At 60.9% G+C, this 23,143-nt stretch carries 21 protein-coding genes; 11 read left to right on the forward strand and 10 right to left on the reverse strand.

The annotated features are described in order from the left end of the window. The first annotated feature begins 98 nt into the window (after positions 1–98). Both GO014_RS01175 and GO014_RS01180 read left to right on the forward strand, forming a co-directional pair. Positions 99–2,618 carry a beta-mannosidase gene (locus GO014_RS01175; protein ID WP_157288793.1) on the forward strand — a complete coding sequence of 840 codons (2,520 nt, stop codon included), beginning with the start codon at positions 99–101 and terminating at the stop codon, positions 2,616–2,618. Positions 2,619–2,724: 106 nt separating this feature from the next. After that, positions 2,725–3,639 carry a DMT family transporter gene (locus GO014_RS01180; RefSeq protein ID WP_157288794.1) on the forward strand — a complete coding sequence of 305 codons (915 nt, stop codon included), beginning with the start codon at positions 2,725–2,727 and terminating at the stop codon, positions 3,637–3,639. Here the strand turns inward: GO014_RS01180 and GO014_RS01185 are convergent. The 3 genes from GO014_RS01185 to GO014_RS01195 all read right to left on the reverse strand — a co-directional run bounded on the left by GO014_RS01185 (position 3,636) and on the right by GO014_RS01195 (position 6,854). Then, the gene (locus tag GO014_RS01185) at positions 3,636–4,925 is read right to left on the reverse strand and encodes an NAD(P)/FAD-dependent oxidoreductase (protein ID WP_157288795.1); all 1,290 of its coding nucleotides are present in this window, start codon (positions 4,923–4,925) and stop codon (positions 3,636–3,638) included. The two genes, GO014_RS01180 and GO014_RS01185, sit on opposite strands and share 4 nt — an antisense overlap. Before the next feature lie 30 nt (positions 4,926–4,955). Further along, positions 4,956–6,329: an FGGY-family carbohydrate kinase gene (locus GO014_RS01190; RefSeq protein ID WP_157288796.1), complete on the reverse strand. Its 1,374-nt coding sequence runs from the start codon at positions 6,327–6,329 to the stop codon at positions 4,956–4,958. A 75-nt stretch (positions 6,330–6,404) separates the two neighbouring features. Continuing rightward, entirely contained in the window at positions 6,405–6,854 is a 450-nt protein-coding gene (locus GO014_RS01195) for a universal stress protein (protein WP_157288797.1), read from the reverse strand. Positions 6,855–7,011: 157 nt separating this feature from the next. On the opposite strand from GO014_RS01195, the gene dusA reads away from it, so the two are divergent. Both dusA and GO014_RS01205 read left to right on the forward strand, forming a co-directional pair. Next, positions 7,012–8,046, forward strand: coding sequence for a tRNA dihydrouridine(20/20a) synthase DusA (gene dusA / locus GO014_RS01200; RefSeq protein WP_157289764.1), 1,035 nt, complete (start codon positions 7,012–7,014; stop codon positions 8,044–8,046). A gap of 113 nt (positions 8,047–8,159) precedes the next feature. Then, positions 8,160–9,866, forward strand: a complete 1,707-nt coding sequence (locus GO014_RS01205; protein ID WP_157288798.1) for an alpha/beta hydrolase family protein — start codon at positions 8,160–8,162, stop codon at positions 9,864–9,866. 34 nt (positions 9,867–9,900) lie between these two features. On the opposite strand, the gene GO014_RS01210 is transcribed toward GO014_RS01205, so the two are convergent. After that, entirely contained in the window at positions 9,901–10,587 is a 687-nt protein-coding gene (locus tag GO014_RS01210) for a retropepsin-like aspartic protease family protein (protein ID WP_157288799.1), read from the reverse strand. A 61-nt stretch (positions 10,588–10,648) separates the two neighbouring features. Further along, the gene (locus tag GO014_RS01215) at positions 10,649–11,500 is read right to left on the reverse strand and encodes an adenosylcobinamide-GDP ribazoletransferase (protein ID WP_157288800.1); all 852 of its coding nucleotides are present in this window, start codon (positions 11,498–11,500) and stop codon (positions 10,649–10,651) included. Between the two features lie 65 nt (positions 11,501–11,565). Here GO014_RS01215 and cobT point away from each other — a divergent pair, with 65 nt between their 5' ends. After that, a complete protein-coding gene (gene cobT, locus GO014_RS01220) occupies positions 11,566–12,585 on the forward strand; it encodes a nicotinate-nucleotide--dimethylbenzimidazole phosphoribosyltransferase (protein ID WP_157288801.1) in 1,020 nt (339 codons plus the stop codon). Here cobT and GO014_RS01225 read toward each other — a convergent pair. Further along, complete coding sequence (locus tag GO014_RS01225; RefSeq protein WP_157288802.1) at positions 12,582–13,235, reverse strand: DUF6683 family protein; 654 nt, start codon at positions 13,233–13,235, stop codon at positions 12,582–12,584. The two genes, cobT and GO014_RS01225, sit on opposite strands and share 4 nt — an antisense overlap. A 73-nt stretch (positions 13,236–13,308) precedes the next feature. Further along, positions 13,309–14,826, reverse strand: coding sequence for a sensor histidine kinase (locus tag GO014_RS01230; protein ID WP_157288803.1), 1,518 nt, complete (start codon positions 14,824–14,826; stop codon positions 13,309–13,311). Positions 14,827–15,142: 316 nt separating this feature from the next. Between GO014_RS01230 and GO014_RS01235 the strand changes: the two genes are divergently transcribed. Further along, positions 15,143–15,622 (forward strand): Lrp/AsnC family transcriptional regulator, encoded by a 480-nt coding sequence (locus GO014_RS01235; protein WP_104894700.1) that lies wholly within the window; start codon positions 15,143–15,145, stop codon positions 15,620–15,622. A 10-nt stretch (positions 15,623–15,632) separates the two neighbouring features. After that, positions 15,633–16,034: a VOC family protein gene (locus GO014_RS01240; RefSeq protein ID WP_157288804.1), complete on the forward strand. Its 402-nt coding sequence runs from the start codon at positions 15,633–15,635 to the stop codon at positions 16,032–16,034. On the opposite strand, the gene GO014_RS01245 is transcribed toward GO014_RS01240, so the two are convergent. The 3 genes from GO014_RS01245 to GO014_RS01255 all read right to left on the reverse strand — a co-directional run bounded on the left by GO014_RS01245 (position 16,031) and on the right by GO014_RS01255 (position 18,598). After that, positions 16,031–16,918, reverse strand: a complete 888-nt coding sequence (locus tag GO014_RS01245) for a phosphotransferase (RefSeq protein ID WP_179952903.1) — start codon at positions 16,916–16,918, stop codon at positions 16,031–16,033. The genes GO014_RS01240 and GO014_RS01245 overlap by 4 nt on opposite strands. Further along, positions 16,911–17,924: a GTP 3',8-cyclase MoaA gene (gene moaA, locus GO014_RS01250; protein ID WP_157288806.1), complete on the reverse strand. Its 1,014-nt coding sequence runs from the start codon at positions 17,922–17,924 to the stop codon at positions 16,911–16,913. Before moaA ends, GO014_RS01245 begins: the two co-directional genes overlap by 8 nt. Positions 17,925–18,016: 92 nt before the next feature. Beyond that, entirely contained in the window at positions 18,017–18,598 is a 582-nt protein-coding gene (locus tag GO014_RS01255; RefSeq protein ID WP_425482059.1) for a L,D-transpeptidase, read from the reverse strand. A gap of 255 nt (positions 18,599–18,853) precedes the next feature. Here GO014_RS01255 and rpiA point away from each other — a divergent pair, with 255 nt between their 5' ends. From rpiA to GO014_RS01275, 4 genes are all read left to right on the forward strand, one after another. After that, entirely contained in the window at positions 18,854–19,552 is a 699-nt protein-coding gene (gene rpiA, locus GO014_RS01260; RefSeq protein ID WP_157288807.1) for a ribose-5-phosphate isomerase RpiA, read from the forward strand. A gap of 20 nt (positions 19,553–19,572) precedes the next feature. Further along, positions 19,573–20,100: a DUF2059 domain-containing protein gene (locus GO014_RS01265; protein ID WP_179952904.1), complete on the forward strand. Its 528-nt coding sequence runs from the start codon at positions 19,573–19,575 to the stop codon at positions 20,098–20,100. A gap of 134 nt (positions 20,101–20,234) precedes the next feature. Then, positions 20,235–21,608 carry a glutathione-disulfide reductase gene (gor, locus tag GO014_RS01270; protein ID WP_157288809.1) on the forward strand — a complete coding sequence of 458 codons (1,374 nt, stop codon included), beginning with the start codon at positions 20,235–20,237 and terminating at the stop codon, positions 21,606–21,608. 78 nt (positions 21,609–21,686) lie between these two features. Then, a complete protein-coding gene (locus GO014_RS01275) occupies positions 21,687–23,063 on the forward strand; it encodes a class II 3-deoxy-7-phosphoheptulonate synthase (protein WP_157288810.1) in 1,377 nt (458 codons plus the stop codon). Positions 23,064–23,143: the final 80 nt, after the last annotated feature.

The raw sequence follows: 23,143 nt of genomic DNA on the forward strand, positions 1-23,143 counted from the left end.
AGATGCGGGGAGGGGTTGTAACGTTGCATTGAAATCGATTGCAGAGACTGGTATTGGCCACCCAATTCGGCGCATTGCCGAAATCGGAGGATAATTTCATGGCCGTCCCAACGTATAATTCCGCCCTCGATCTGGGCGGCACTTTCACCCTGACCGCCCCGGCGCGCGACATCGAAACGACCATGAACCTCCCGGGCGACGTTCATCACGCCCTGCTTGCCGCAAACCTGATTCCGGATCCCTATTTCGGCGAGAACGAGAAGACGGTGATGTGGGTCAATGAGACGGCCTGGAGTGTCGAGGGCCAGTTCACTGCCACGGACGCCGATATCGATGGCTACCTGACCCTAACGCTGGCGGAGGTCGACTGCATTGCCACCGTTTTCCTGAACGGCGAGGAGATTGCGCGGACCGACAACAGCTTCGTGCGCAACGACCTCGACGTGACCGGCAAGGTGCTCGCTGGCGAGAACACGCTACGTATCGATTTCGACATCGCGCCGGATGTGGCTAAGGCGCGCGCCGACGCCCATCCTTTTCCGATCCCCTTCACCAAGAACTACCAGACCAACGGCCTGAAGGGCATCCATATGAACTTCATCCGCAAGGCGGCCTGCCATGCGGGTTGGGACTGGGGCATCTGTCTCATGCCCATTGGTGTCTACGGCACCATGAGCCTCAGGAAGGCGCGCCTGGCCCGGCAGGAAAGTGTCCAGGTCGATCAGGCCCATGGCCAGAATTCGGTCGAGCTATCGATAAAGACTCGGCTTTTCGCTTTTGCTCGAGGAGAGGTTGAGCTCGAACACACCATCGACGGGCAGGTCATCGCCGACAGGCTCGTGGTGGAAAAGGGTGAGAACGTCTTCACCCACAATGTGACGATCAAGGACCCGAAGATCTGGTGGCCGGCAGGGCAGGGCGAGCAACCGCTCTACGACCTCACAACCAATCTCGAGGGCGAGATGACGACCCGCAAGATCGGTCTGCGCGATCTCAACTGGGTGGTTGAAAAGGACGAGATCGACCATTCCTTTAAGTGCCGGATCAATGGCCGCGACGTCACCATGATGGGCGCCAACTGGATTCCGGCCGACGCCATTCCTAGCCGCGCAACACCGGCCGTGGTGCGTGACCTGCTCGAAAGCGCCAAGGCGGCGAACATGAACATGTTGCGCATCTGGGGCGGGGGTCAGTATGAGCCGGACTGGTTCTACGATCTGTGCGACGAACTGGGCATCCTGATCTGGCACGATTTCATGTTCGCCTGCATGAGCTATCCCTCAGACCGCACCTTCCTCAAAAGCGTCGAGACAGAAATCACCCAGCAGGTGCGGCGCCTCAGTCACCATGCTTGTATCGCCCTCTGGTGCGGCGACAACGAAGTCATCGGTTCGCTCGACTGGTATCCCGAGACCAAGGCGGACAAGGAACGCTATATCGCCAATTACGACCGGCTCAACTCGATGCTGCACCGCATCGTGGAGGATGAGGACCCGGTCCGCCGCTTCTGGCCGTCATCGCCTTCGCTGGGCTATATGGACTTCTCCGATGGCTGGCATTCCGACACCCGCGGCGACCTGCACTATTGGGACGTCTGGCATTCCGCCAAGAGCTTTGAGGCCTACCGCACGGTCAATCCGCGCTTTGCCTCCGAGTTCGGCTTCCAGTCCTTTACCTCGATGAATGTCGTCGAAACCTTCGCCGAGGAAAAAGACCGCAATCCCTCTTCACCCGTCATGGAAAATCACCAGCGCAATGCCGGCGGAAATGCACGCATTCTGGAAACCATGACGCGCTACTTCCGCTTCCCGCGCGACTTCGAGCAGATGGTGTTCCTCTCTCAGATCCAGCAGGGTCTCGCCATCAAGACCGCCATCGAGTACTGGCGCTCCACCAAGCCGCGCTGCATGGGAACGCTTTACTGGCAGATCAACGATATCTGGCCGGTGGCGAGCTGGTCGAGCCTGGACTATGGCGGGCAGTGGAAGCTGATGCACTATATGGCGCGTCGCTTCTTCAATCTGGTCAATGTTGTCGCGGTGCCCCAGGTCACCGAGGTGCAGACCAATTCGCGCGGTACGCCGGTCGAGGGGCAGTTGCCTGACCAGATCGCCTTGCGAGCCATCAACGACACCGGCAAGGCGGCCTCGATCGCGCTGGAAGTGACAGCCGTCAAGGTAACGGGCGAGAGCCGCGTTGTTTTTTCGGGGAATTCGGCGGTCGGCCCGGATGCGGCCATCACGGTAGCCGATATTCCCTTCGCTGATCTGGCCGAAGACGAGTTCCTCTATTTCGTCTGGAAAGACGCGCAGGGCAACATATTGGGCGAAAACGATTATTTCCCCAAGCCCTACAAGGCCTATGAACTGGTCGGGGCCGATATCCGTGCCGAATGGTCGGATCGCGACGGCAAGGCCGTTCTCAGGCTTGAGGCAGACAAGCCGGCATTCTTCACCACCGCCAGCGTCGACGCGCCCGGCTATTTTTCGGACAATGCTATCACCTTGTTGCCCGGCAGACCCGTAGAGTTGACGTTCCTACCGCGCCATGGGCAATCGGTCAGGTCCAGCGACCTTGCCGGGTCACTGAAGGTCCAGCACCTGGCAGAGACGTTCTAGGCCCCTCGCTTCCATACAAGAAAATGCCGCCCGGTCATTGACTTGGGCGGCGCTCTTGTCCAGCCTTTCCCGCGGCCGCAACCCTCTGCGGCCTCTGGAACTCTAAATGTCTCGTCCCTATTCTCCGCCAGCAGAGCACCGTCTGCTGGGCATCGGCTTGGCTCTGGCCGCCTATTTGATGTTAACCGGCATCGACTCCTCGGCCAAATGGCTCGGGATGATCGGCATCTCTTTCATCCAGATCGTCTTCCTGCGTTACGCGATCCACTTGGTATTGGTCGCCACTATCCATTTGCCGCGTCACGGCAGGACGATGGTGCGCTCGGGCAACCTTCGGCTGCAATTCTTTCGGGCGCTGGCATTGCTGGGCGCAACAAGCTGTAATTTCCTCGCCGTGCAATTCCTGCCGTTGACCGTCACCGGCTCGATCGCTTTCACGGTTCCGCTATTGATCTGCGCCCTGTCGGTGCCGCTCTTGGGCGAACAGGTCGGCTGGCGCCGTTGGAGTGCAATTGCGGCCGGCTTCGTGGGTGTGCTCGTCATTGTGCGGCCCGGTACCGACGCCTTCCACCCCGCAACCCTGCTCTCGCTTGCCGCCGCCCTGAGTACCGCCTTCTACCTGCTGCTCACGCGCAAGGTGTCCAGTTATGACAGCCCCGCGACCAGCCAGTTCTATGTCGGTATTTTCGCCACCGTCTTTCTCTTGCCGGTCGTTCCGTTCTTCTGGTCGTTCCCCACCAGCGCCGATGGCTGGTTTGTCTTTTTTTCGATCGGCGTCTTTGGCTTTGTCGGTCACCAGCTCATCACCGTGGCCTCGAGCCTGGCTCCAGCGACCGTGCTGGCTCCGTTCTCATACTTCCAGATTTTCTTTCTCTCGGCAGCGAGCTGGGTCATTTTCAACCAGCCGCCCGACGTCTGGCTCTACGTTGGCGCGCCCATCGTCATCGGCTCTGGTCTTTATATCTGGTTGCGGGAGCGCAGACTGGCCAAGCCCGAAACGGTTGTCGTTTCCGAGCGCTAATTCTCGTCCACTTCATCAAGCGGTTTCTGGCTCGTCGCCTCCCCGTGGGTGATCAGCCGCGCGCTGCGCTGCCCTGTGAGATAGATCCACAGCCAGCTCAGCGTGATGAAGATACGGGTGCGGGTTTCGACCAGGAAATAGATGTGGGCAATGCCCCAGAGCCACCACGCGGCCCAACCCTTGATCCTGGTAAAGCCGAAATCGATCACGGCTGAACTTTTTCCGATGGTCGCCAGATCGCCAGCGTGCTTGTACACGAATGGCTCGACCTTTTTCCCGGCGAGCCGGTCCAGGATAGCCTTCCCCACATATCGGCCCTCCTGCTTGGCAGCCGGCGCCACACCCGGAACCGGCTCGCCGTCGGCGCGGCTGACCTTGGCCACGTCACCAACGACGTAGACGTTTGGTAGACCAGGCACGGTCAGGTCCGGCGCTACCTTGATCTGCCCCCCGCGATCCGCCTCTATGCCCAGCCACTCTGCAACCGGGGTTGCAGCAACGCCAGCGGCCCAGATGACGGTGCGCGTTTCCAGTCGGCGTTCGCCATAGCTGACTCCTTCGGCGTCAATCGAGCTGACCATCTCGCCCAGTTCCACCTGGACGCCCATGTCTTCGAGAGCTTTTTGGGTGTAGTCCGAAAGCTCTTTGTCGAAGTTCGAGAGGACCCGGTCACCGCCCTCGATCAGCACCACCCTGAGCGACTCCGGATCCAGCGTGTGAAATTGTCCCTTGATGCTGGAACGACCCAGTTCGACGATTGCGCCCGCCAGTTCGACTCCCGTTGGACCCGCGCCAATGATACCGAAGGTCAGCAGAGCCCGTCGCCGTTCTGGATCGAGTTCACGTTCTGCAGCTTCAAGGGCCAGCAAAAGCTTGCGCCTTATTGCCGTGGCGTCTTCCACCGTCTTGAGGCCGGGCGCGAAGCGCTTCCATTCGTCATTGCCGAAATAGGAGTCCTGTGCGCCTGTCGCCAGCACCAGGCTGTCATAGCTTTCGCGTTCGCCGTGCTCGAGCAGGACCTCCTGTGCCCCAGTGTCCACTCCAATGACGGTACCCATCAGCACCCGTACATTGTTCTGCCGACGCAGCAGATGCCGGATTGGCCAGGCCACTTCCGACGGGCTCAGCGCCGCAGTGGCGACCTGATAGAGCAAAGGCTGGAACAGATGGTGATTGCGCCGGTCAATCAGGACAATATCGACATCGGCCTTTCCCAGCGCCTTGGCCGCCGAGAGGCCGCCAAATCCCCCACCGACGATAACGATTCTATGTCTGGGGGATGGCATGTGCTCTCCTTTGGCTCCGGCGCGAGCGGCTCAGCCTTGAGAGCGCTCCCGCCAATTCTCGATATAGGTCTCAAGCCCCTCGACTTGCAGAGCCACCACTGCATGGCTGCCCCCGGCTTCGGGTAAGACCCCACCGAACAACAGGCTGGCCCCCAGGCTCGTTCCCGTCGAATCGCCCGACGCATACACCGGCACGCCACTCAGCTGCGCCAGCGCCTGCCCGAACAGCCGGTTGCGCGCCAAAGGCCCTTCCAGCGTAATGCTGCGGCCCAGGCCACAGAGAGTCAGGCATGCGCGCGCCACCAGCGCCAGATAAAGCGACGCCGCTGCCGTGCGCTGACCAGGCGTTAGCCCGTCCGGGTCACAGGTCCAGCGCCCGGTCTTGTCGCCAAACGGTCCTACCCCGGCGGCAAAACTCGGCAGTGCCTGCACGTCATTGGCAATCACGAATGCCAGATCCGCCTCGGTCGGCTCTGCGATGTCCGGCACCAAAGTATCGAACTCACGCCCGCCCATGAACCGTGCCGTAGGGACCGGTCGGCCATAGGCATCGACATTGGCGAGGCTATCCTTGGCCGGATCGAGCGCACCAGTATCGCCGCCCACCGTCATCAAGATCGACCAGGTGCCGGTCGAAACAATGGTGAAAGGCGCTTCGTGCCGGCCCAGATGCGGCACCAGGGAGGCATTGGAATCGTGAATGCCACAGGTCACAGGCGTGTCTGCGGGCAATCCTGTTTCTGCAGCAACGTTCGCCCGCAGCGTGCCGATGACCGATGCGGCGGGCCTGACGGCAGGAAACAAGCTACGCCATCCCAGTGCACCGACCATGCCGGAAAAATCACCACGATCAGGTGCCCAGAGATCGGTATGGCAACCCAGCGACGTCACCTCGCTGGCCAGCACTCCCGTCAATCGCCATGCCCAATATTGCGGATAAGGCACAATGGCCGTGACCCTGGCAAAGTGTTCGGCGAACTGCCGGGATTGCCAATAAAGCTGCGCGCCCCAGTTGAGCCCATTCGGCAGGCGAGGGGACAGGCTTTCGGCGAAATCTGGACGCACGCCCGCATAATCGGCCGCGACTCTCTCCGGCCCGTCAAATTCGTAATCGAGCACGGGCAGGGCCAGTTCCTCTCCCGCCAGCAGCGCACCTGTCGCGCCATGTGTGGTGATGGAAACGCCATCGACCCCATGGTCTTGATGCAGCGCCCGCAGCGACTTGGAGATGAAATCCCACAGCATCTCGACATCGGCATGTGGGTAGGGTCCATCCATACGGATGGCATTCGGCACACTCTTCGCTGCAACCTGCATGCCGGTCACACTGTCGATCAGCACGACCTTGGCATTGGTCTTGCCGATATCGATGACAGCCACATGGCGGGAGGTGGTCTGGGTCATGGCCGAACCTGAATTGAACAGATGCGGGGCATTTAAACCATTTCCCGCCGCCATGCCACCGCTGACATGTTAGTACTATTTGACCACCAGCACCGGAATATCTGCATGCGCCAGCACCTCGGCAGCCTGACTGCCCAACAGCAGGCGCCCAAGGCCCCGGCGGCCATGCGAGCCCATGACCACAAGATCGGCCGAAGCCTTCTTGGCCGCATGCAGGATGCCCTCGGCAGCGTGGCTGTTGGCCACATGCATCTGGGCGAGGTGAGCACCTGTTTCATTGGCGATCTTTTCCGCATCCGCCAGAATGCCCTTGGCCGTTTCTTCCTTGGCCTTGTCGAGGTCTTCGATGATCGAACTGGTATCGACCATCATGATCTCGGCGCCCGGCGCAACGATGATTGATGGCTCAGTCACCGTGACCGCCGTCACCTTGCCGCCCGTCTTGGCGGCCAGCGCCAGCGCATGGCGTAGTGCCTTGTTGGCGAGGTCCGAACCGTCGACACCGCATACGATATTGGAATACATGGCGAACTCCCTTGACGCTTGATTGTGTTCCCACACTGCACCAACGCATGGCGTCACGCTTTGATCCAGATCAGCCGAGAGATTGCATAGCTGTGCCTTCCGCACTATTTCGGTGCGGGGTGATGCCCTATTGCTGGCCCACCATCTGATCAAACCCATGGAGCGGCGGTCTTTGCAGCAGCCAACCTCACATAGTGCGACCACTCTGCATCGGTCCCGCCGCTTCTCGGTGGCCCCGATGATGGACTGGACGGATCGGCATTGCCGCTTCCTCCATCGCCTGTTGTCGCGCCATAGCCTGCTCTTCACTGAAATGGTCAATTCCGGCGCCATCGTGCATGGCGATGCTGAACGCCATCTGCGCTTCCACGATACCGAGCATCCCGTGGCGCTCCAGCTTGGCGGTTCCGACCCGGCGGAACTGGCCAAGGCGTCCGCGATTGCTGCGACCTTCGGCTACGACGAAATCAATCTCAATGTCGGGTGTCCGTCCGATCGGGTGCAGTCTGGTCGTTTCGGCGCGTGTCTCATGGCCGAGCCCGACTTGGTGGCCACCTGCGTTCGCGCCATGCGCGATGCCACGGACCGGCCGGTAACCGTCAAGTGTCGGATCGGTATCGATGATCAGGATACCGAGGAGAGTCTCGATCGCTTCGCCGACGCCATGGTCGAAGCGGGCGTCGATGCGCTCTATGTCCACGCCCGGAAGGCCTGGCTACAGGGGCTCAGTCCCAAGGAAAATCGAACTATCCCGCCGCTCAACTACCCGCGCGTGCATCGGCTGGCCAAGCGGCTTGCGCCGCTGCCGACCATGATCAATGGCGGTATCGAAACCCTCGACCAGGCTATGGAGCACCTCGACCATATGGATGGCGTCATGCTGGGGCGGGCCGCCTATCACAACCCCATGCTGCTGGCCGAAGTCGACGCCCATGTCTTCGGTGACTCTCATCCGGTTCCAGACCTGGCCGGGATCGTGGCGCTGATGGCGGAATACGCGGAGAGTGAGTTGCAGGCCGGTGTCCGCCTCAACAACATCGCCCGCCACATGCTGGGACTGGCCAATGGTCGGCCGGGCGCACGCCAGTTCCGACAGATCCTTAGCGTCGACGCCTGCCGCCGTGGTGCGGGGCCGGAAGTGTTTGGCCGAGCACTGGCTGCGGTAGAAGAGCGGGCAATGGTGCCGGCGTAGCGCTGGCTAGCTTTCGTTTTATGGTGGAAGGTTTTCGTTTTCATTCGATTTTGTTTCGGATCGCGGTATAAGCCACCCTTCGGTTGACGTTCCAAACGGCCAATGGGGGTAAAATGCTGAACAAGAACCTTCGCCTGTTCCACCTGGGATGGGTCATCATTCTCATCGGCGCATTGCTTGCGCACTTCATTCAGACATCGGGCGGCATATCCATTCGCGATATCCGCTTCAACGGCAATAACGGTCAGGTTCTGAGTGGCCTGCTCTATGTGCCTCCGGGTGTCACGGCGGAAAGCAAGGCCCCCGCGATCCTGGCGGTGCACGGCTATATCAATAGCCGCGAGACCCAATCCGGCTTTGCGATAGAGTATGCTCGGCGAGGCTATGTCGTTCTGGCTCTCGACCAGTCCGGTCACGGCTATTCCGATGGTCCGGCCTTCGCCAATGGCTTTGGCGGGCCCGGCGCGCTGGCCTATCTGCGCGGTCTCGACATCGTCGATACCGACAATATCGGCCTTGAAGGCCACTCCATGGGCGGCTGGACCGTGCTTGCGGCGGCGGCAACCATGCCCGACGCGTACAAGTCACTCGTGCTCGAAGGCTCGAGCACTGGCGCGCCCTTCGCCATGGAAGGGACCCCGGAATGGCCCCGCAATCTTGCTGTCGTCTTCTCGAAGTATGACGAATTCTCGCAGCTGATGTGGAATGTCGATCGGGCCCAGGACGTTGCCGACAGTCCCAAGCTGCAGGCTGTCTTTGGTACTGATCAGGCCGTGGTGCCTGGCGAGGTTTATGGCGCTATCGCCCAGGGCACGGCGCGCATTCTCCACATGCCCAACACCACCCATCCGGGCGATCACATCTCTCCCGAAGCCATCGGCTACTCCATCGACTGGTTCGCCGAGACACTGGAAGGGGCCGAGCCCTTGCCGTCTTCTGACCAGATCTGGTTGTGGAAGGAAATTGGCACGCTGATCGCGCTAGTCGGTTTCGTGGTGCTGTTGGCCGGCACGTTTCAGGCGCTTCTGGGAACCCAGGCTTTCGCCCATCTGCGCAATAACCCGGTCAAGGCGGCGCATTCCGAGCGTGGTGCCAAGTGGTGGCTCGGCTTTGCGATCAGCGCCTTTGCCCCGGTGCTGACCTACTACCTGTTCTTCGGCTGGGGTGAGCAGCTTTTCCCGGCCTCGGCGTTGCTCCCTCAGACGATTACCAGCCAGATCGCCTTCTGGGCGGTGCTGAACGGCCTCATCGTCTTCCTGGTCGGGTTTGTGCTGCGGGGGGAAAGGGTCGACGCCCGCGGCAATATCCTTGGGTCCATCCTGATCGCGTTGGCGACGGTCGGCATCGGCTACCTGTTTGTCCTGGCAGTGGATTTCCTCTTCAAGATCGACTTCCGCTTCTGGGTTGTGGCACTCAAGCCCCTCAGCCTGGTTCAGGCCAAGATCGCGCTGGTCTATCTGGTGCCGTTCACCCTGTTCTTTGTGCTGGCGCTACGCGGCCTGCATACCGGACTGTCGGTGGCCGGGGACAGCCGCCTCAAGCAGTACCTGTCCAATATTGGCGCGTTGGCGCTGGGCTTTCTGGTCTTCCTGGCGTTCCAGTATGGCTGGTTGCTGTTTGCCGGTCATCTGTTCAGCATCGAGGAACCGCTGAACACGGTGATCGCCATCCAGTTCCTGCCACTGATGACCATCATCGCCTTTCTTTCGACCTTCACCTATCGGCGAACGGGCAGCTATTTGCCGGGAGCGTTTATCAATGCGCTCTTTGTCACTTGGTACATTGTGGCGGGTCAGGCCACCCAGTTCCCGGTGAGCTGACAATCTTGGGGCGGGCCTGCTGGCCCGCCCTTCTTCAATCCACCAGTTCCAGAGAATTCTGCGTCACGCTGTAGCGGCTAAGCGTTTCGAGAAACGTCATGCCGAGCAGGCTCGTTTCCAGCGCCCCTGGCTCTGTGACGAAAGCCGTCAGGTTCTGCCGCAAGATGCCACCCACCTCGATGCTGTCGAGCCGGGTCCGCGCAGCCAGTCCCTGACCATTGGCCGTCGAAACCGGAACCGTGTAGCGCAGCCCTTCGACATTCACGCCCGCCGCTTCCGCATCCGCAATAGTCAGTACCACAGCGCTGGCGCCAGTATCAAAGATCATCCGGGTCGTGTGGCCGTTGATCGTTGCATTGACCTCGAAATGCCCGCCCATGCCGCGTCGGAAAATCGCGGTGCCGGCCTCGCTGTCCACCTGCGCAACACCTGGCTGTAGTTCTCCCGCCACACGACCGGCCACCCCCAGCAATTCGTCGCGATAGGCATAGGTGACCATGGCCACGCCAAACAGGCCGACCCAAAGCAGCAAGCCGCCCACCAGTTCGGAGGCCCGGTGACGGCGCGTAAACAGCCCTCCCGCGAAGATGATCAGTAGCACGAGCAGCGGCACCAATTGTGCCGTCTGCATCTGGTTCAGGCCCACCATGCTTCCGACGTCGGCACTGATCAGCAGCACGATGCCGGCGGCAATGATCAGTGCGATGCCGATAAAGCCCATCAAATTTGCCCTTTTACATTTCCCTTCCGATTAAGGGCGTGGTCACGGCGATTTCAAGGCGTCACGCGAAGATCAGCAGCACGGCCAAGGCCGCGATTTCCCCCAATCCCGCCGCCGCACCGATCAGGTCCCCGGTCTGTCCACCCACCAGCCGTTTGCAGAGCGCCGTCCATGCCAGGACGACAAGGACAACAGACAGTGCCGAAAAGATCACGCCGAGCAGGCTCGATGCCGGCGCCCCAACCACGAAGACCAGTATCAAAGCGAGCGCCGCCCCGATCCAGAAACGGGATGCGGGTAGCTTGCCCGCTGCGGCCGCGGCGCCATCGGCGCGGGCGGGGGGTAGGGCGACGGCCACCCATAGAGCACCAGATCGCCCCGCAATATTGGCGGCCAGCCAAAGCGCGGCGGCGGCCAGCGGATTGATCGTTGCCACACTGCCAATGGCGGTCACCCGCAACACCAGAAACAGGCACAGCGCGGACACACCATAGGTGCCATGCCGGCTGTCCTTGAGTATCTCAAGCCGCCGCTCGAGCGTTGATCCACCAAACAGCCCATCGGCGGCATCGGCGAGCGAATCCTCCATCATGCCGCCGCCAACCACCACCATGGCCGCGACCGACAAGGCCGCGGCAAAGTATGCGGGCAGGCCCAGCCACACCCCGGCGAGCAGCAGGATCGGACCAAGACCCATCACCACCGAGGCAAGCGGCAGGGCCATGGCGATCCGGCCAAGATCGGGCTTTTCATGCGGCGCGTCACCCGTGGGCAGGCGCGAAAAGAAGCGCAGTGCCATCACCAGGTCGTCTATAAGACCCAATCCGCGGCGAGGGGATTGCGGCGCATAGGCGTCGCGGCTTGCGGTGTCGATCCGTTCCACCTCGTCGGTTCTGGACCCGTTCTCGCTCAATTGCTTTTCGCTCCGTTATGGGCAACAAGACGCGCGCTTTCCTACCATATCGCGCCGGACCTGCCATGCCACTCAACCCCGCCTTTGCTGACATCGTCGAACTGCTCGTGGCCGTGCCCGATGGCGATGAGCAGGCCGTGGCCGCTGTCCGCCAGCGCGACGCCCAACTGACCAAGCCCCCTGGTTCGCTGGGCCAGCTGGAAGGGTTGGTGGAGTTCCTGGCGCGCTGGCAGCACCGCTCCAAGCCGCGCCTCGACAATCCGATGGTCACTATTTTCGCCGGCAATCACGGCGTGACCGACCAGGGCGTTTCCGCTTTCCCGCGCGAAGTCACAGCGCAGATGGTCGCCAATTTCACCAATGGCGGCGCCGCGATCTCGCAGATCTGCGGGCTGCATGAAATCAATCTGCGCGTCTTCGAACTGGCGCTGGAACTGCCCACCGGTGACATTACCAAAGAACCTGCACTGGATGACCAGATGTGTGCCGCCACGATCGCCTATGGCATGGAAGCGGTGGCCGGCAAGCCGGACCTGATCTGCCTTGGCGAAATGGGCATCGGCAATACCACCGTCGCAGCGGCCATCTATGCCGCGCTCTATGGCGGCTCCGGCGCCGAGTGGGTTGGCCGGGGCACTGGCGTTGACGATGAAGGCCTCAAGCGCAAGGCCGATGTCGTTGACCGCGCATTGGCGCTGCACAGGACCGAACTCGACCATCCGCTCGCCATCCTCGCTCGCCTCGGCGGCCGCGAGATCTGCGCCATGCTCGGGGCGTTGGTGGCGGCACGCCATCAGAAAGTGCCGGTCATCATCGACGGTTATGTCGCAACGACCGCTGCGGCCATCGCACACGCGGTTAATCCGGCAGCCATCAACCACTGCTTGTTCGCCCATGTTTCTGCCGAAGGCGCCCATGAACAGGTGCTCTCGAAGATGGGCCAGTCCGGCCTGCTCGATCTGGGCATGCGCCTCGGCGAGGGGAGCGGTGCCGCGCTTGCGGCAGTCATGGCCAAGACGGCCTTGCACCTGCACAACAATATGGCAACCTTTGAGGGCGCCTCGGTCAGCGGCAAAACTGTCTAGTCGCTATTTGACCGCCCCACAAATCCGTCTGGCCCCGGGACGAGTGTGAACAAGTTCACATTCATCTGGCTGCGGAATCGGGACGCTGCAGCCATGGCCAGCGCGTACAGCGTCTCGAGGTCCTTTTGCGCAAGCGCAGTGTTGAGTGCGGCGTGCTCGACCAGGAAGTTGAGGATGTAGCCCTCCGCCATTTCCTGCCGTTGCTGGTCGCTGAGCCTAAGAAAGCTCGGGTCGTTGGCAAAAGCCAGGCGCAATTGCCGCTGGATCGGGCGGCTGTCGACTTCGACTGCATAGGCGCCATTTGCCGCCACCCAGTTGAGCACCCAATAGGCGGTCAGGGCGTCGGCAACATTGTTGGTCGTGAGCCCATCGGGCGCAACCAGTTCTTGCCATATTTCGCTTGGACTACGTTCGGCAAATGCTTCTGCCAGATTGTCTCGCACCTCCACCCCTGCGGACCACCGAATGCGTGAAAGAAACTCACGCTGCATCCGCGCCGATATGCTGGGGGAGGGCCGGTAGCTGGTATCGAACTCTGCTGCGTCCGCTGTTGTAGTAGGATTCTCGACCGCCTGAGGCAATTGCTGAGCATTGGCCGCTACAGGCGTCGCCAGCAGCAAGAGAGCAGTCAGAAATGGGCGTATGAGCATCGAGCCTCCAGACACGCGATCCTCAGTGTGATCGCGGCAAAATTTCGGCACGCAGCAATTGGCGGGGCAGTTTTCACCCGGCTTCCGAGTAGATTTCCAGCCGATTTCGCTTTTCCACCACGGGCGCCAGTGCATCCATGACCCGGGCGCGCGGGAAGGTGGCGATCACCTCGGTGCCGAAGCGAAGCTTGGAGAAGAGGTCAAACCGGCCCTGATGCAGGTCCATGATCTTTTGCACGATCGGCAGGCCCAGTCCGGCACCCTGTTCAGCGGTTTTCTGCGCTAGTGAGCCCTGGCCGAACGAAGACAGGACAGTCGCGATTTCGCTTTCTGGAATGCCCGGCCCGTTGTCTTTCACTGAGATCAACTGCCCGCCATCGCCGCTGCGCTGCACCACGAGCACGATCTTGCCCTGCTGCGGGGTGAACTTGATCGCGTTGGAGAGCAGGTTCAGCACCACCTGCCGGATCGCGCGCTCATCTCCCCAGAGCCGGGGCAGATTATCGCCCACGCTGAACACCAGCTCGATATTCTTGGACTTGGCGCGCAGCTCCATCATCCGGCGGCAGTCATCCGCAATGTCGACCAGCGACACGACTTCTTCATTGAGCTCGTACTTGCCCGCCTCGATGCGGCTGAGGTCGAGCAATTCGTTGATCAGGTTCAGCAGATGCTGCCCGCTGGCGTGAATGTCACCCGCATATTCCTTGTATTGCGGCACTTGGTGCGGCCCCAGCAATTCGGATTTGAGCACCTCGGAAAAGCCGATAATGGCGTTGAGCGGCGTGCGCAGCTCGTGGCTCATCGTGGCCAGGAACTGGCTCTTGGCGATATTGGCCTGCTCGGCATGCCGGCGCGCTTCATCCGACATGTTGCGCGCCTCTTCCAGCTCGAAGATCAGCGTGTCCTTTTCGGCCTGGTGGGTGATGGTTTCCAGTTCCGAGTTGTGCAGTTGCCGCGCAAGATAGACAAAGAAGATCTCACCGCAAATTGCCACCGCCGCCAACGTGTAATTGAGCGTGCCACCTAGCGCGATGAGCGAGATCGACACGGTCGTCGTCACCGGCAGCGTACTCATCAGCGTGGCCGGGGGCAGGGTATGGGTGGCAATGGCATTGCTGGCAATGCTCACCAGCACCATGGCAAACATCACCGGCGCCAGGGCCTCAGGATCGGTCACAAGAGTGAACAGGGCCAGCAGCGACAGTGCAAAGCCGCCAAGACTTTCGGCCGCGACAAAGCTGGTGGTCCAGCGCGCGGCGTTGAATTTGGGCAGTTCGACCGACTTGAACCGCCGCGCCGTGATCACAACGACCAACAGGCTTGAAATGACCAGGCCCGCCCAGATGGTCGTGACCATCAGGGGCACCCAGAAACTCGCGACAATCGCCAGAATGCTGACGATCGCGGCCATGGGCAGCGCCGCACCGATCCGGGAATCGGCATAGTCATGCATGAGTTCGAAGTCGAAATCGGCGCGCGTGCCAGAGCTCGACGTCAGCCGCTGACGCGCCTCGAGCACGGCTTTCTGTGCTGTACGCTTGCCGTCATGTCCGGGGCGTGCACGGACACTGGCGTCGTGGACCGACATGGAAGACTTACTCGTTTACTCGATACTGCGAACAAAAACGCGCCCGCGACGCTCTGGATCGAACCTTAGGGGCGCCTTGGTTAACAGGGCGTGAAACTGTGCGGCCGATTTCCTGTTCACCCAGTCACTTGCAAAGGGGGCTCAAGAACGCTCTGGCCTGTTGCTGCGCAGAAGCGTTAATATAGTCTTGCGACATTCCATCGAATAGCGCGCGCAATAATATTGCGCCTTAACATCGGCTATGGCACTTCTGTTGGCGCTGGTGGTCAAATTCTACTAGCTGCGCGAAATCTGATTTCAAGAGATCGAGATGGCATTGGACAAGATCGACCGGAAAATCCTCACGCTCCTGCAACGAGATGCCACCATGCCGGTCGCCGAGATCGGCCGGAAGGTGGGGCTTTCCACCACCCCCTGCTGGCGCCGCATTCAGAAGATGGAGGAAGACGGGATCATCCAGCGCCGTGTGGCCGTACTCGATCCGGTCAAGGTCAATGTCGGGGTCACTGTCTTCGTGTCGGTCAAGACCAACGAACACAACGATTCCTGGATGCGCAAATTCTCCGGCGTGATCGATGAGTTTCCTGAGGTCGTTGAATTCTATCGCATGAGCGGCGATGTCGATTATCTCATGCGTGTCGTCGTGCCCGACATCGGTGCTTATGACACCTTCTACAAGCGCCTGATCAGCAAGATCAATTTGACCGACGTCAGCTCTGCGTTCGCCATGGGGCAGATCAAGTACACCACGGCCCTGCCACTCGATTTCGCCATCATCTCTGACGACGACAAATAGGGCCCCATTTATGCTGATCGGCTTTGAACATGTCGGCACGACCGTGAGCAACATGGAACGTGCCATCGATTTTTATTGCGGCCTGCTCGGTCTGCGTCTGAAATTACGCAAAACCACGGCAGGCGGGGAACTTGCTTTCCTCGACGCCGGTGGCGGCATGCTCGAAATCGCAGCGCCGGCCACCGAGGTTGGGCCATTTCGTGATGTGCCCCATTCCGAAGCCGGCTTCCGTCATATCACGCTGGCGTATGACGATGTGGACGCCATGATCGAAACGCTTGAAGCGGCTGGTGTGGAGATCGCCGAGCGCCCGCGTGCGGCTTATAACACCGAGATGATCAAGCGTGTGGCATTCGTGCGGGATCCCGACGGAGCGCTTGTGGAACTGATTGAGCGCGCGGAGGGACGCTAGGCCCGGGCCGCGATCTCAGTGCAGCGCTGCATTGCCCAATCGATCAGCCGTGCATCGTCGTCGGCGAACGCCTCATGCAGGGTCTCGAGTCCGATCCGCAATTGGTAACAGGTCAAGATTTCCCGCTCCGCCAGGCGCCAGGGTTCGCGCTGCTCGAAATATCGGCATTGCTGTTCCATGCAGTCGAGCCAGCTCCGCCAGAACAGAATATTGGCCACATCATAAAGCGGGTCGCCAATCCTGGCCTCGGACCAGTCCAGCACAGCGCTGACGACGCCCTGCTGCACCAGCACATTGTTTGATCCGAAATCGCCATGCACGAGCCCCCGGCGCTGGGGAAGTTCAGCTACACGTTCAGCGACGAGATCCGTCCAGCGATCAATTGAAGTGCGCGCTCCGGCGCTGGCATGTTGCCAGTCCAGCCGGGCGACCTTCGCGACGAAATCCGGCCAGCTTGCCTGCGCGCTCATCAGCGGGGACGCTGCCAGACGGTGCAGAATTGCTTCGTCGAGTCCGGCAATCTGATCCAGCGTCTGCGCAATGGCACTGCCAAGCGCGAAGGCGCCGCCCTTGGGCAGCGCTTGCAGCGTGTCACCGGGCAGGCGCCGGGAGACACAGGCAAAACGGGCGTCCTCCAGCGAGGCGATCAGCACGACATCCGGCACCGGAATGGCGCTGCCGGACAACGCCGCACAGATCAGCCGATCCATCTCGAAACCTTCGATCGTCGCGTTGACGCGAACGGCAAAAACGTATTCCCCGGCATCGAAGGTGAAAGCCCGCGACTCTTCACCTTCCGTTAGTTTTCGCAATGGTCCATGGAGGGGAAATGCGCTCTTGAGAAACCGGTCCAGCGCTGTTGCCGAAAACTCCGGTTTAGCCACCCGTCACGCTCATATGCCGCGCCACGGCAGGCTCTGCACGCGTCCGGTCCAGCACGAAGTCATGGCCTTTGGGCTTGATGACCATGGCGTGGTCCAGCGCGGCGTCGAGGGCTGCAGCGCCGCCATTGCGCCAGGCGTCGCGCAGATTGACCTGATCATCCTGCCCCAGACAAAGATAAAGCTGCCCGGTGGCCGTCAGCCGAACTCGATTGCAGCTTTCACAGAAGTTGTGGCTCATCGGGGTGATGAAGCCCAGCGTCCCGCCGGTCTCGGCGACATGAACATAGCGCGCCGGACCGCCCGTGCGCTTATCCAGCTTGGTGAAGCTGTATCGCCGCGCCAGCCGGTCATGCAGTTCGCGCAAGGGGAGATAGGTGTCGACCCGGTCGATGCCGACTTCGCCCAGCGGCATGCCTTCGATCAGCGTTAGCCCCATGCCGCCGCCATGCGCCCAGTCCATCATGGTCTCGATTTCGTCGTCATTGACGCCGCGCATTGCCACCATGTTGATCTTGATGGCCAGGCCCGCAGCCTGGGCCGCGCCGATCCCGGCCAGCACATCGCCCAGCCGTCCGCGTCTGGTGATCTGCGCGAAGCGGGCTTCATCGAGCGTATCGAGCGAGACATTGAGGCGGCGTACCCCGGCCCCAAACAGGCCTTCAGCGTGCTTCTGGAGCTGGCTGCCATTGGTGGTGATGGTCAATTCATCCAGGCCATTGCCGATCCGGCCGCCCAGATTGCGCACCAGGGCCATGATGTCTCGCCGCACCAGCGGTTCGCCGCCCGTCAGCCGGATCTTGGTGGTGCCGCGGGCAATGAACGCGCTGGCAATGGCCTCGACTTCCTCGAAACTGAGCACATCCTTCTTGGGCAGGAAGGTCATGTCCTCGGCCATGCAATACACACAGCGGAAGTCACAACGATCCGTCACCGAGATGCGCAGATAGGAAATGCGTCGGCCGAAACTGTCGACAAGAGGGCGCTGAGGTGTGGGCGAGCCGGTCATGCCCTCAGTTTATCCCCCTGATCCGCCAACGCAAAGCGCCCAAACGAAAAGAGCCGCCAAATTGGCGGCTCTTTCCGGAAATCTTGTTCGGATCAGTGATTGACCACGATCAGGGCGCCCACGCGGACGCGTTCATAAAGATCGATCACATCGTCATTGGTCAGGCGAATGCAGCCAGAGGATACGGCCTGGCCGATGGACCAGGGCTCGGAAGTGCCATGCACCCGATACAGCGTAGAGCCGATATAGAGCGCCCGCGCGCCGAGCGGATTGTCCGGACCGCCGGGCATATAGGCTGGCAGATCGGGAACGCGCTTGCGCATGGCCGGTGGCGGCGTCCAGCCTGGCCACTCCGCCTTGCGGGTGACGCGGTGGGTGCCGGACCAGCGGAAACCGTCACGGCCAACGCCAATGCCATATTTCATGGCCTTGCCATCCTCGAGCACCAAATAAAGGCGGCGCTCACTGGTCTCGATGACAATTGTGCCCGGCTTGTGATTGGTTTCATAATTCACGACCTGCTTGCGGATCGAACTGCTGCCAGTCCGGCCGCTCGCGGAGCGTTCCTCGAACTTATTGGTGTCCGGGTTATACCAGAGGGCCGCGCTTGACGGCAGCACGGTGCTGACTGCCAGCAAGACGGCCATGCCAAACGCCAATACAATTCTTGTGATGCTCATGCTTCCACTTGGCCTCTCAAATACGCTGCCCTGATTCGGGTCTGCGACTATTTGCGCTACTTACTTGGTCTCGATCGGGGCCGAAAGGGACCTGCCCAGTTTCCGCCACATATGCGTCATCATCGCCACATTGTGTTGCCAGTCGGTTACACCTCCGAGTCACCAATCCGTGAACACCCGACTTTCGGATGCTTGACAGTCATGGTGCCCCGCTGCCAAACCCGCCGAAATTGGCGAAAGGACTGACCAATGAGCGAAGTGCTGAAGCGCGAGGCTGCGGCTCGGGCCGTCGCCGAAATCACCTCCGGCATGAAGCTGGGCCTTGGCACCGGTTCAACCGCGCGGCACTTCGTGGAACTGCTCGGAGAACGCGTAGCGCAGGGATTGGACATTGTCGGCGTTCCTACCTCTGAAGCCACGGCCCACCAGGCGCGGGAATGCGGCATCCCCCTGTCCGATCTGGATAGCCTCGATCGCCTCGACCTCACTGTTGATGGGGCGGACGAAATCGATCCGTCTCTCAACCTCATCAAGGGAGGCGGTGGGGCGCTGCTGCGCGAGAAGATCGTGGCGGCGGCGTCGGACGCCATGATCGTGATTGCCGACAGCTCCAAGATCGTCGATGCGCTTGGGCGCTTTCCGCTGCCCATCGAAGTCAACCGTTTCGGCCTGGGTGCGACACGACATGCGATAGCGGCAATCATGAACCACCATCATGCCCAGGGTGAGCTGAAATTGCGGACCTCCGGCAATGGTGAACCATTCCTGACAGATGGGGGGCACCTCATCCTGGATGCATTTTTTGGCCGCATTTCGCAGCCAGAAGCGCTCTCAAACGAGCTTCTGGACATTCCGGGCGTGGTCCAGCATGGACTGTTCCTGAAAATGTGCCGCAAGGCTTATGTGGCAACGCCGAATGGCGTAGAAACACTTCTCAAGGGCAACTGACCAGCGTGGGACGAGACAAGATGGCATTGTGGAATATTGGAAACTGGGCACGCAGTGCCAGGATGATGGCTCTGGCTGCACTGGTTGCCGGTACCTTTGGATCGGCTGCTCCGGCTCTCGCCCAGGAAGTAGCGCCCGAGCAGCTTGCCATGGCACGCAAATATATTGACCTGACCGACCGCGGCGCCGTGTTCGAAACCACAATTGTGGAGATGGGCATCGATACGATGCGCCAGATCATCACCCAGAACCCGGAAATCCAGGAAGAGACCAGCGACGCCATCGGCGAGGTCATCAAGACCTACAACGGCCGCAAGGGTGAGCTTCTCGACCAGTTCGCGCGCGTTTACGCGATCTATTTCACCCTTGAGGAACTGACTGAGATCGTCGCCTTCTATGAGTCTCCGGTTGGCCAGAAACTGGCCACTGCCAATTCCGAACTGAACGCCGACGTTCGTCGCGTGCTGCAGGTTTACACCAACAATCTGCGCACCGAATTCTTCGCCAAGGTGCGCTCCGAACTGCGCGATCAGGGCATTGAGCTCTGAGCCTCAGGCAATGCCGGATATCGACCCCGCCTTGTGCGGGGTCTTTTTTTGTGCGAAGCCCGAACTATATTCATCGTCATTAGACGATATAAGGTCAGCATGCTGTGATGCGCTGAACCGAGCAGGGGACTGAAATGGATTTCGACTATGATCTGATCGTCATTGGCGCCGGCTCCGGTGGCGTCCGCGCGGCGCGCATGGCTGCGACCTATGGCGCCAGGGTGGCCATTGTCGAAGAGTTCCGTGTTGGCGGAACCTGCGTCATTCGCGGTTGCGTGCCCAAGAAACTCTATGTCTATGCCGCGCGTTTCCGCGATCAGTTCGATATTGCGCCAAGCTTTGGCTGGCAGGTCGACGCCAGCTTCGATTGGCCGACCCTCGTTGCCGCCAAGGAAAAGGAAATCACCCGGCTCGAACACGCCTATGTCAGCAATCTGGAAAAGCCCGGTGTCGAAATCATCCGCGACCGTGCCGAGGTGACTGGCCCCAATGGCATCCGTCTCGTTCGCGACGGGCGCGAACTGAGTGCCAGGTATCTTCTGGTGGCCACCGGCGCGCGGCCCTTCGTCCCCGATATTCCGGGCGCTGAATTCGGCATCACCTCCAACGAGGCCTTTGATCTGCCCAGGCTGCCCCACTCGATCCTCATTGAGGGTGGGGGCTATATCGCTGTCGAGTTCGCCACCATCTTCGCCGGCCTGGGTGTCAACACCACCATTATGTATCGTGGTGACTGCATCCTGCGAGGCTTTGATGAGGATATGCGGCGTGGTCTGGAAGCCGGCCTAACCGAGCGCGGTATCCGCTTGATCTATCAGACCACCATCAAGTCGCTGGCCAAGACAGGTGATGATGTGACGGCCACCTTCAGCGACGGCGTCTCTGCCCCCTACGGCGCCGTCATGTTTGCCACTGGCCGCCGCCCCAATATCGAAGGTCTCGGTCTTGAAACCGCCGGAGTAAAGCTCTCCGAGCATGGCTCGGTCGCCGTGGACGACTATTCGCAGTCTTCCGTACCCTCGATCTACGCCGTCGGTGACGTCACCGGGCGCGCCCAACTGACTCCTGTGGCGATCCGCGAAGGCTGGTACTTCGCTGAGACCGTGTTTAATGGCAATCCGCTCAAGGTCGATCATTCCCTCATCCCGACTGCGGTTTTTGCCGAGCCGGAAATCGGCACCGTGGGTCTGACCGAAGCCGAGGCTGCGACCCATGGCGATATCGATGTTTATGTCTCACGCTTCCGCCCCATGCAGAACACGCTCTCGGACCGCACCGAGCGCATGATCATCAAGCTCATCACCGAAAAGGATGAGGGCAAGGTGCTCGGCGTTCATCTTCTGGGTCCAGGAGTTGCCGAAATGATCCAGCTCGTCGGCATCGCCGTCAGCATGGGCGCCAGCAAGGCCGATCTCGACCGCACCATTGCCCTGCATCCCTCGGCCGCAGAAGAGCTGGTGACTTTCAAGTCACCCAGCTATTCCTACCGCGACTGCAAGCGCGTCTGACCCTTTCCGCTTGGCAGGGGCGCTCTGGCTTGCTAGATCGCCCCCACTCATCCTGCCCGGCCCGAAGCGAGACTGAAAATGACCACCTGGACCCCCAGCTCCTGGCGCGACAAGCCGATCCGGCAGGTGCCGGCCTATCCCGATCCAGCCGCCCTACAGGACGCTGAACGTCAGCTCGCAACCTTCCCGCCACTGGTTTTCGCTGGTGAAGCGCGTGAACTGAAGTCTCGTCTCGCAGCGGTCGCCCGTGGCGAGGCCTTCCTTCTCCAGGGTGGCGATTGCGCCGAGAGCTTTGCCGAGCACGGCGCCGATCATATCCGCGATTTCTTCCGCGTTTTTCTGCAGATGGCGGTCGTTCTGACTCATGGAGCGTCCAAGCCTGTGGTCAAGGTTGGTCGTGTTGCAGGCCAGTTTGCCAAGCCGCGTTCGGCCGATACCGAAACCATCGACGGGGTTGAACTGCCCTCCTATCGCGGCGACATCATCAACGACATTGCTTTCAACGAGGCGTCGCGCGTCCCCGATCCACACCGTCTGCTGATGGCCTATCGACAGTCGGCGGCGACGCTGAACCTGCTGCGCGCCTTTTCAATGGGCGGCTATGCCGAGCTCACCCGCATCCACGAATGGACCATGGGCTTCATGAAGGGCTCGAGCTGGGATGCGCGCTTCGAGGAAGTGGCCCGCCGTATTGACGATGCAATCACCTTCATGTCTGCCCTGGGGATCAATCCCGACAACACGCCGGCCCTTAAGCAGACCAGCTTCTACACCAGCCACGAGGCGCTGCTGCTCGGCTACGAGGAATCGCTCACTCGCCGGGACTCGATCACCAATGACTGGTACGCCACCTCGGGCCATATGCTCTGGATTGGCGATCGCACCCGTGATCCTGACGAAGCCCATGTCGAATATTTCGCTGGCATCCACAATCCCATCGGCATCAAATGCGGCCCCAGCCTGTCTAGTGATGATCTGCTGCGGCTGCTCGACCGGCTCAATCCCACCGACGAGGCCGGTCGCATCACACTGATTTCCCGCTTTGGGGCCGACAAGGTGCATGAGCATCTGCCGCGCCTGATTGAAACAGTTCAGAAGGCTGGACGCACCGTCGTCTGGTGCTGCGACCCGATGCACGGCAACACCATCAAGGCGTCAACCGGCTTCAAGACCCGCCCGTTCGACCGCGTGCTGGCGGAAGTGAAGCACTTTTTCGAAGTGCATCGTGAAATGGGTAGTTACGCCGGCGGCGTGCATATTGAAATGACCGGCGACGACGTCACCGAGTGCGTCGGCGGCGTCTCGGCAGTCACCGAAGCAACGCTCTCGGATCGCTACAATACCTATTGCGACCCACGCCTCAACGCCAGCCAGGCGCTGGAGCTGGCGTTTCTGGTCGCCGAGGAAGTGCATGCGCAAAAGCCGCCGCGCCTGCAGCGTCTGGCCGGCGAGTAGTCTTCTCAGCCTGCATCGCCGCTTCCCGATTGCGCCGCTTGCCCTCGCCAGGGTGAGCGGCTAATCCTTGCGCCGCATCC

Source organism: Devosia marina, assembly GCF_009758415.1.
Classification (GTDB): domain Bacteria; phylum Pseudomonadota; class Alphaproteobacteria; order Rhizobiales; family Devosiaceae; genus Devosia; species Devosia marina.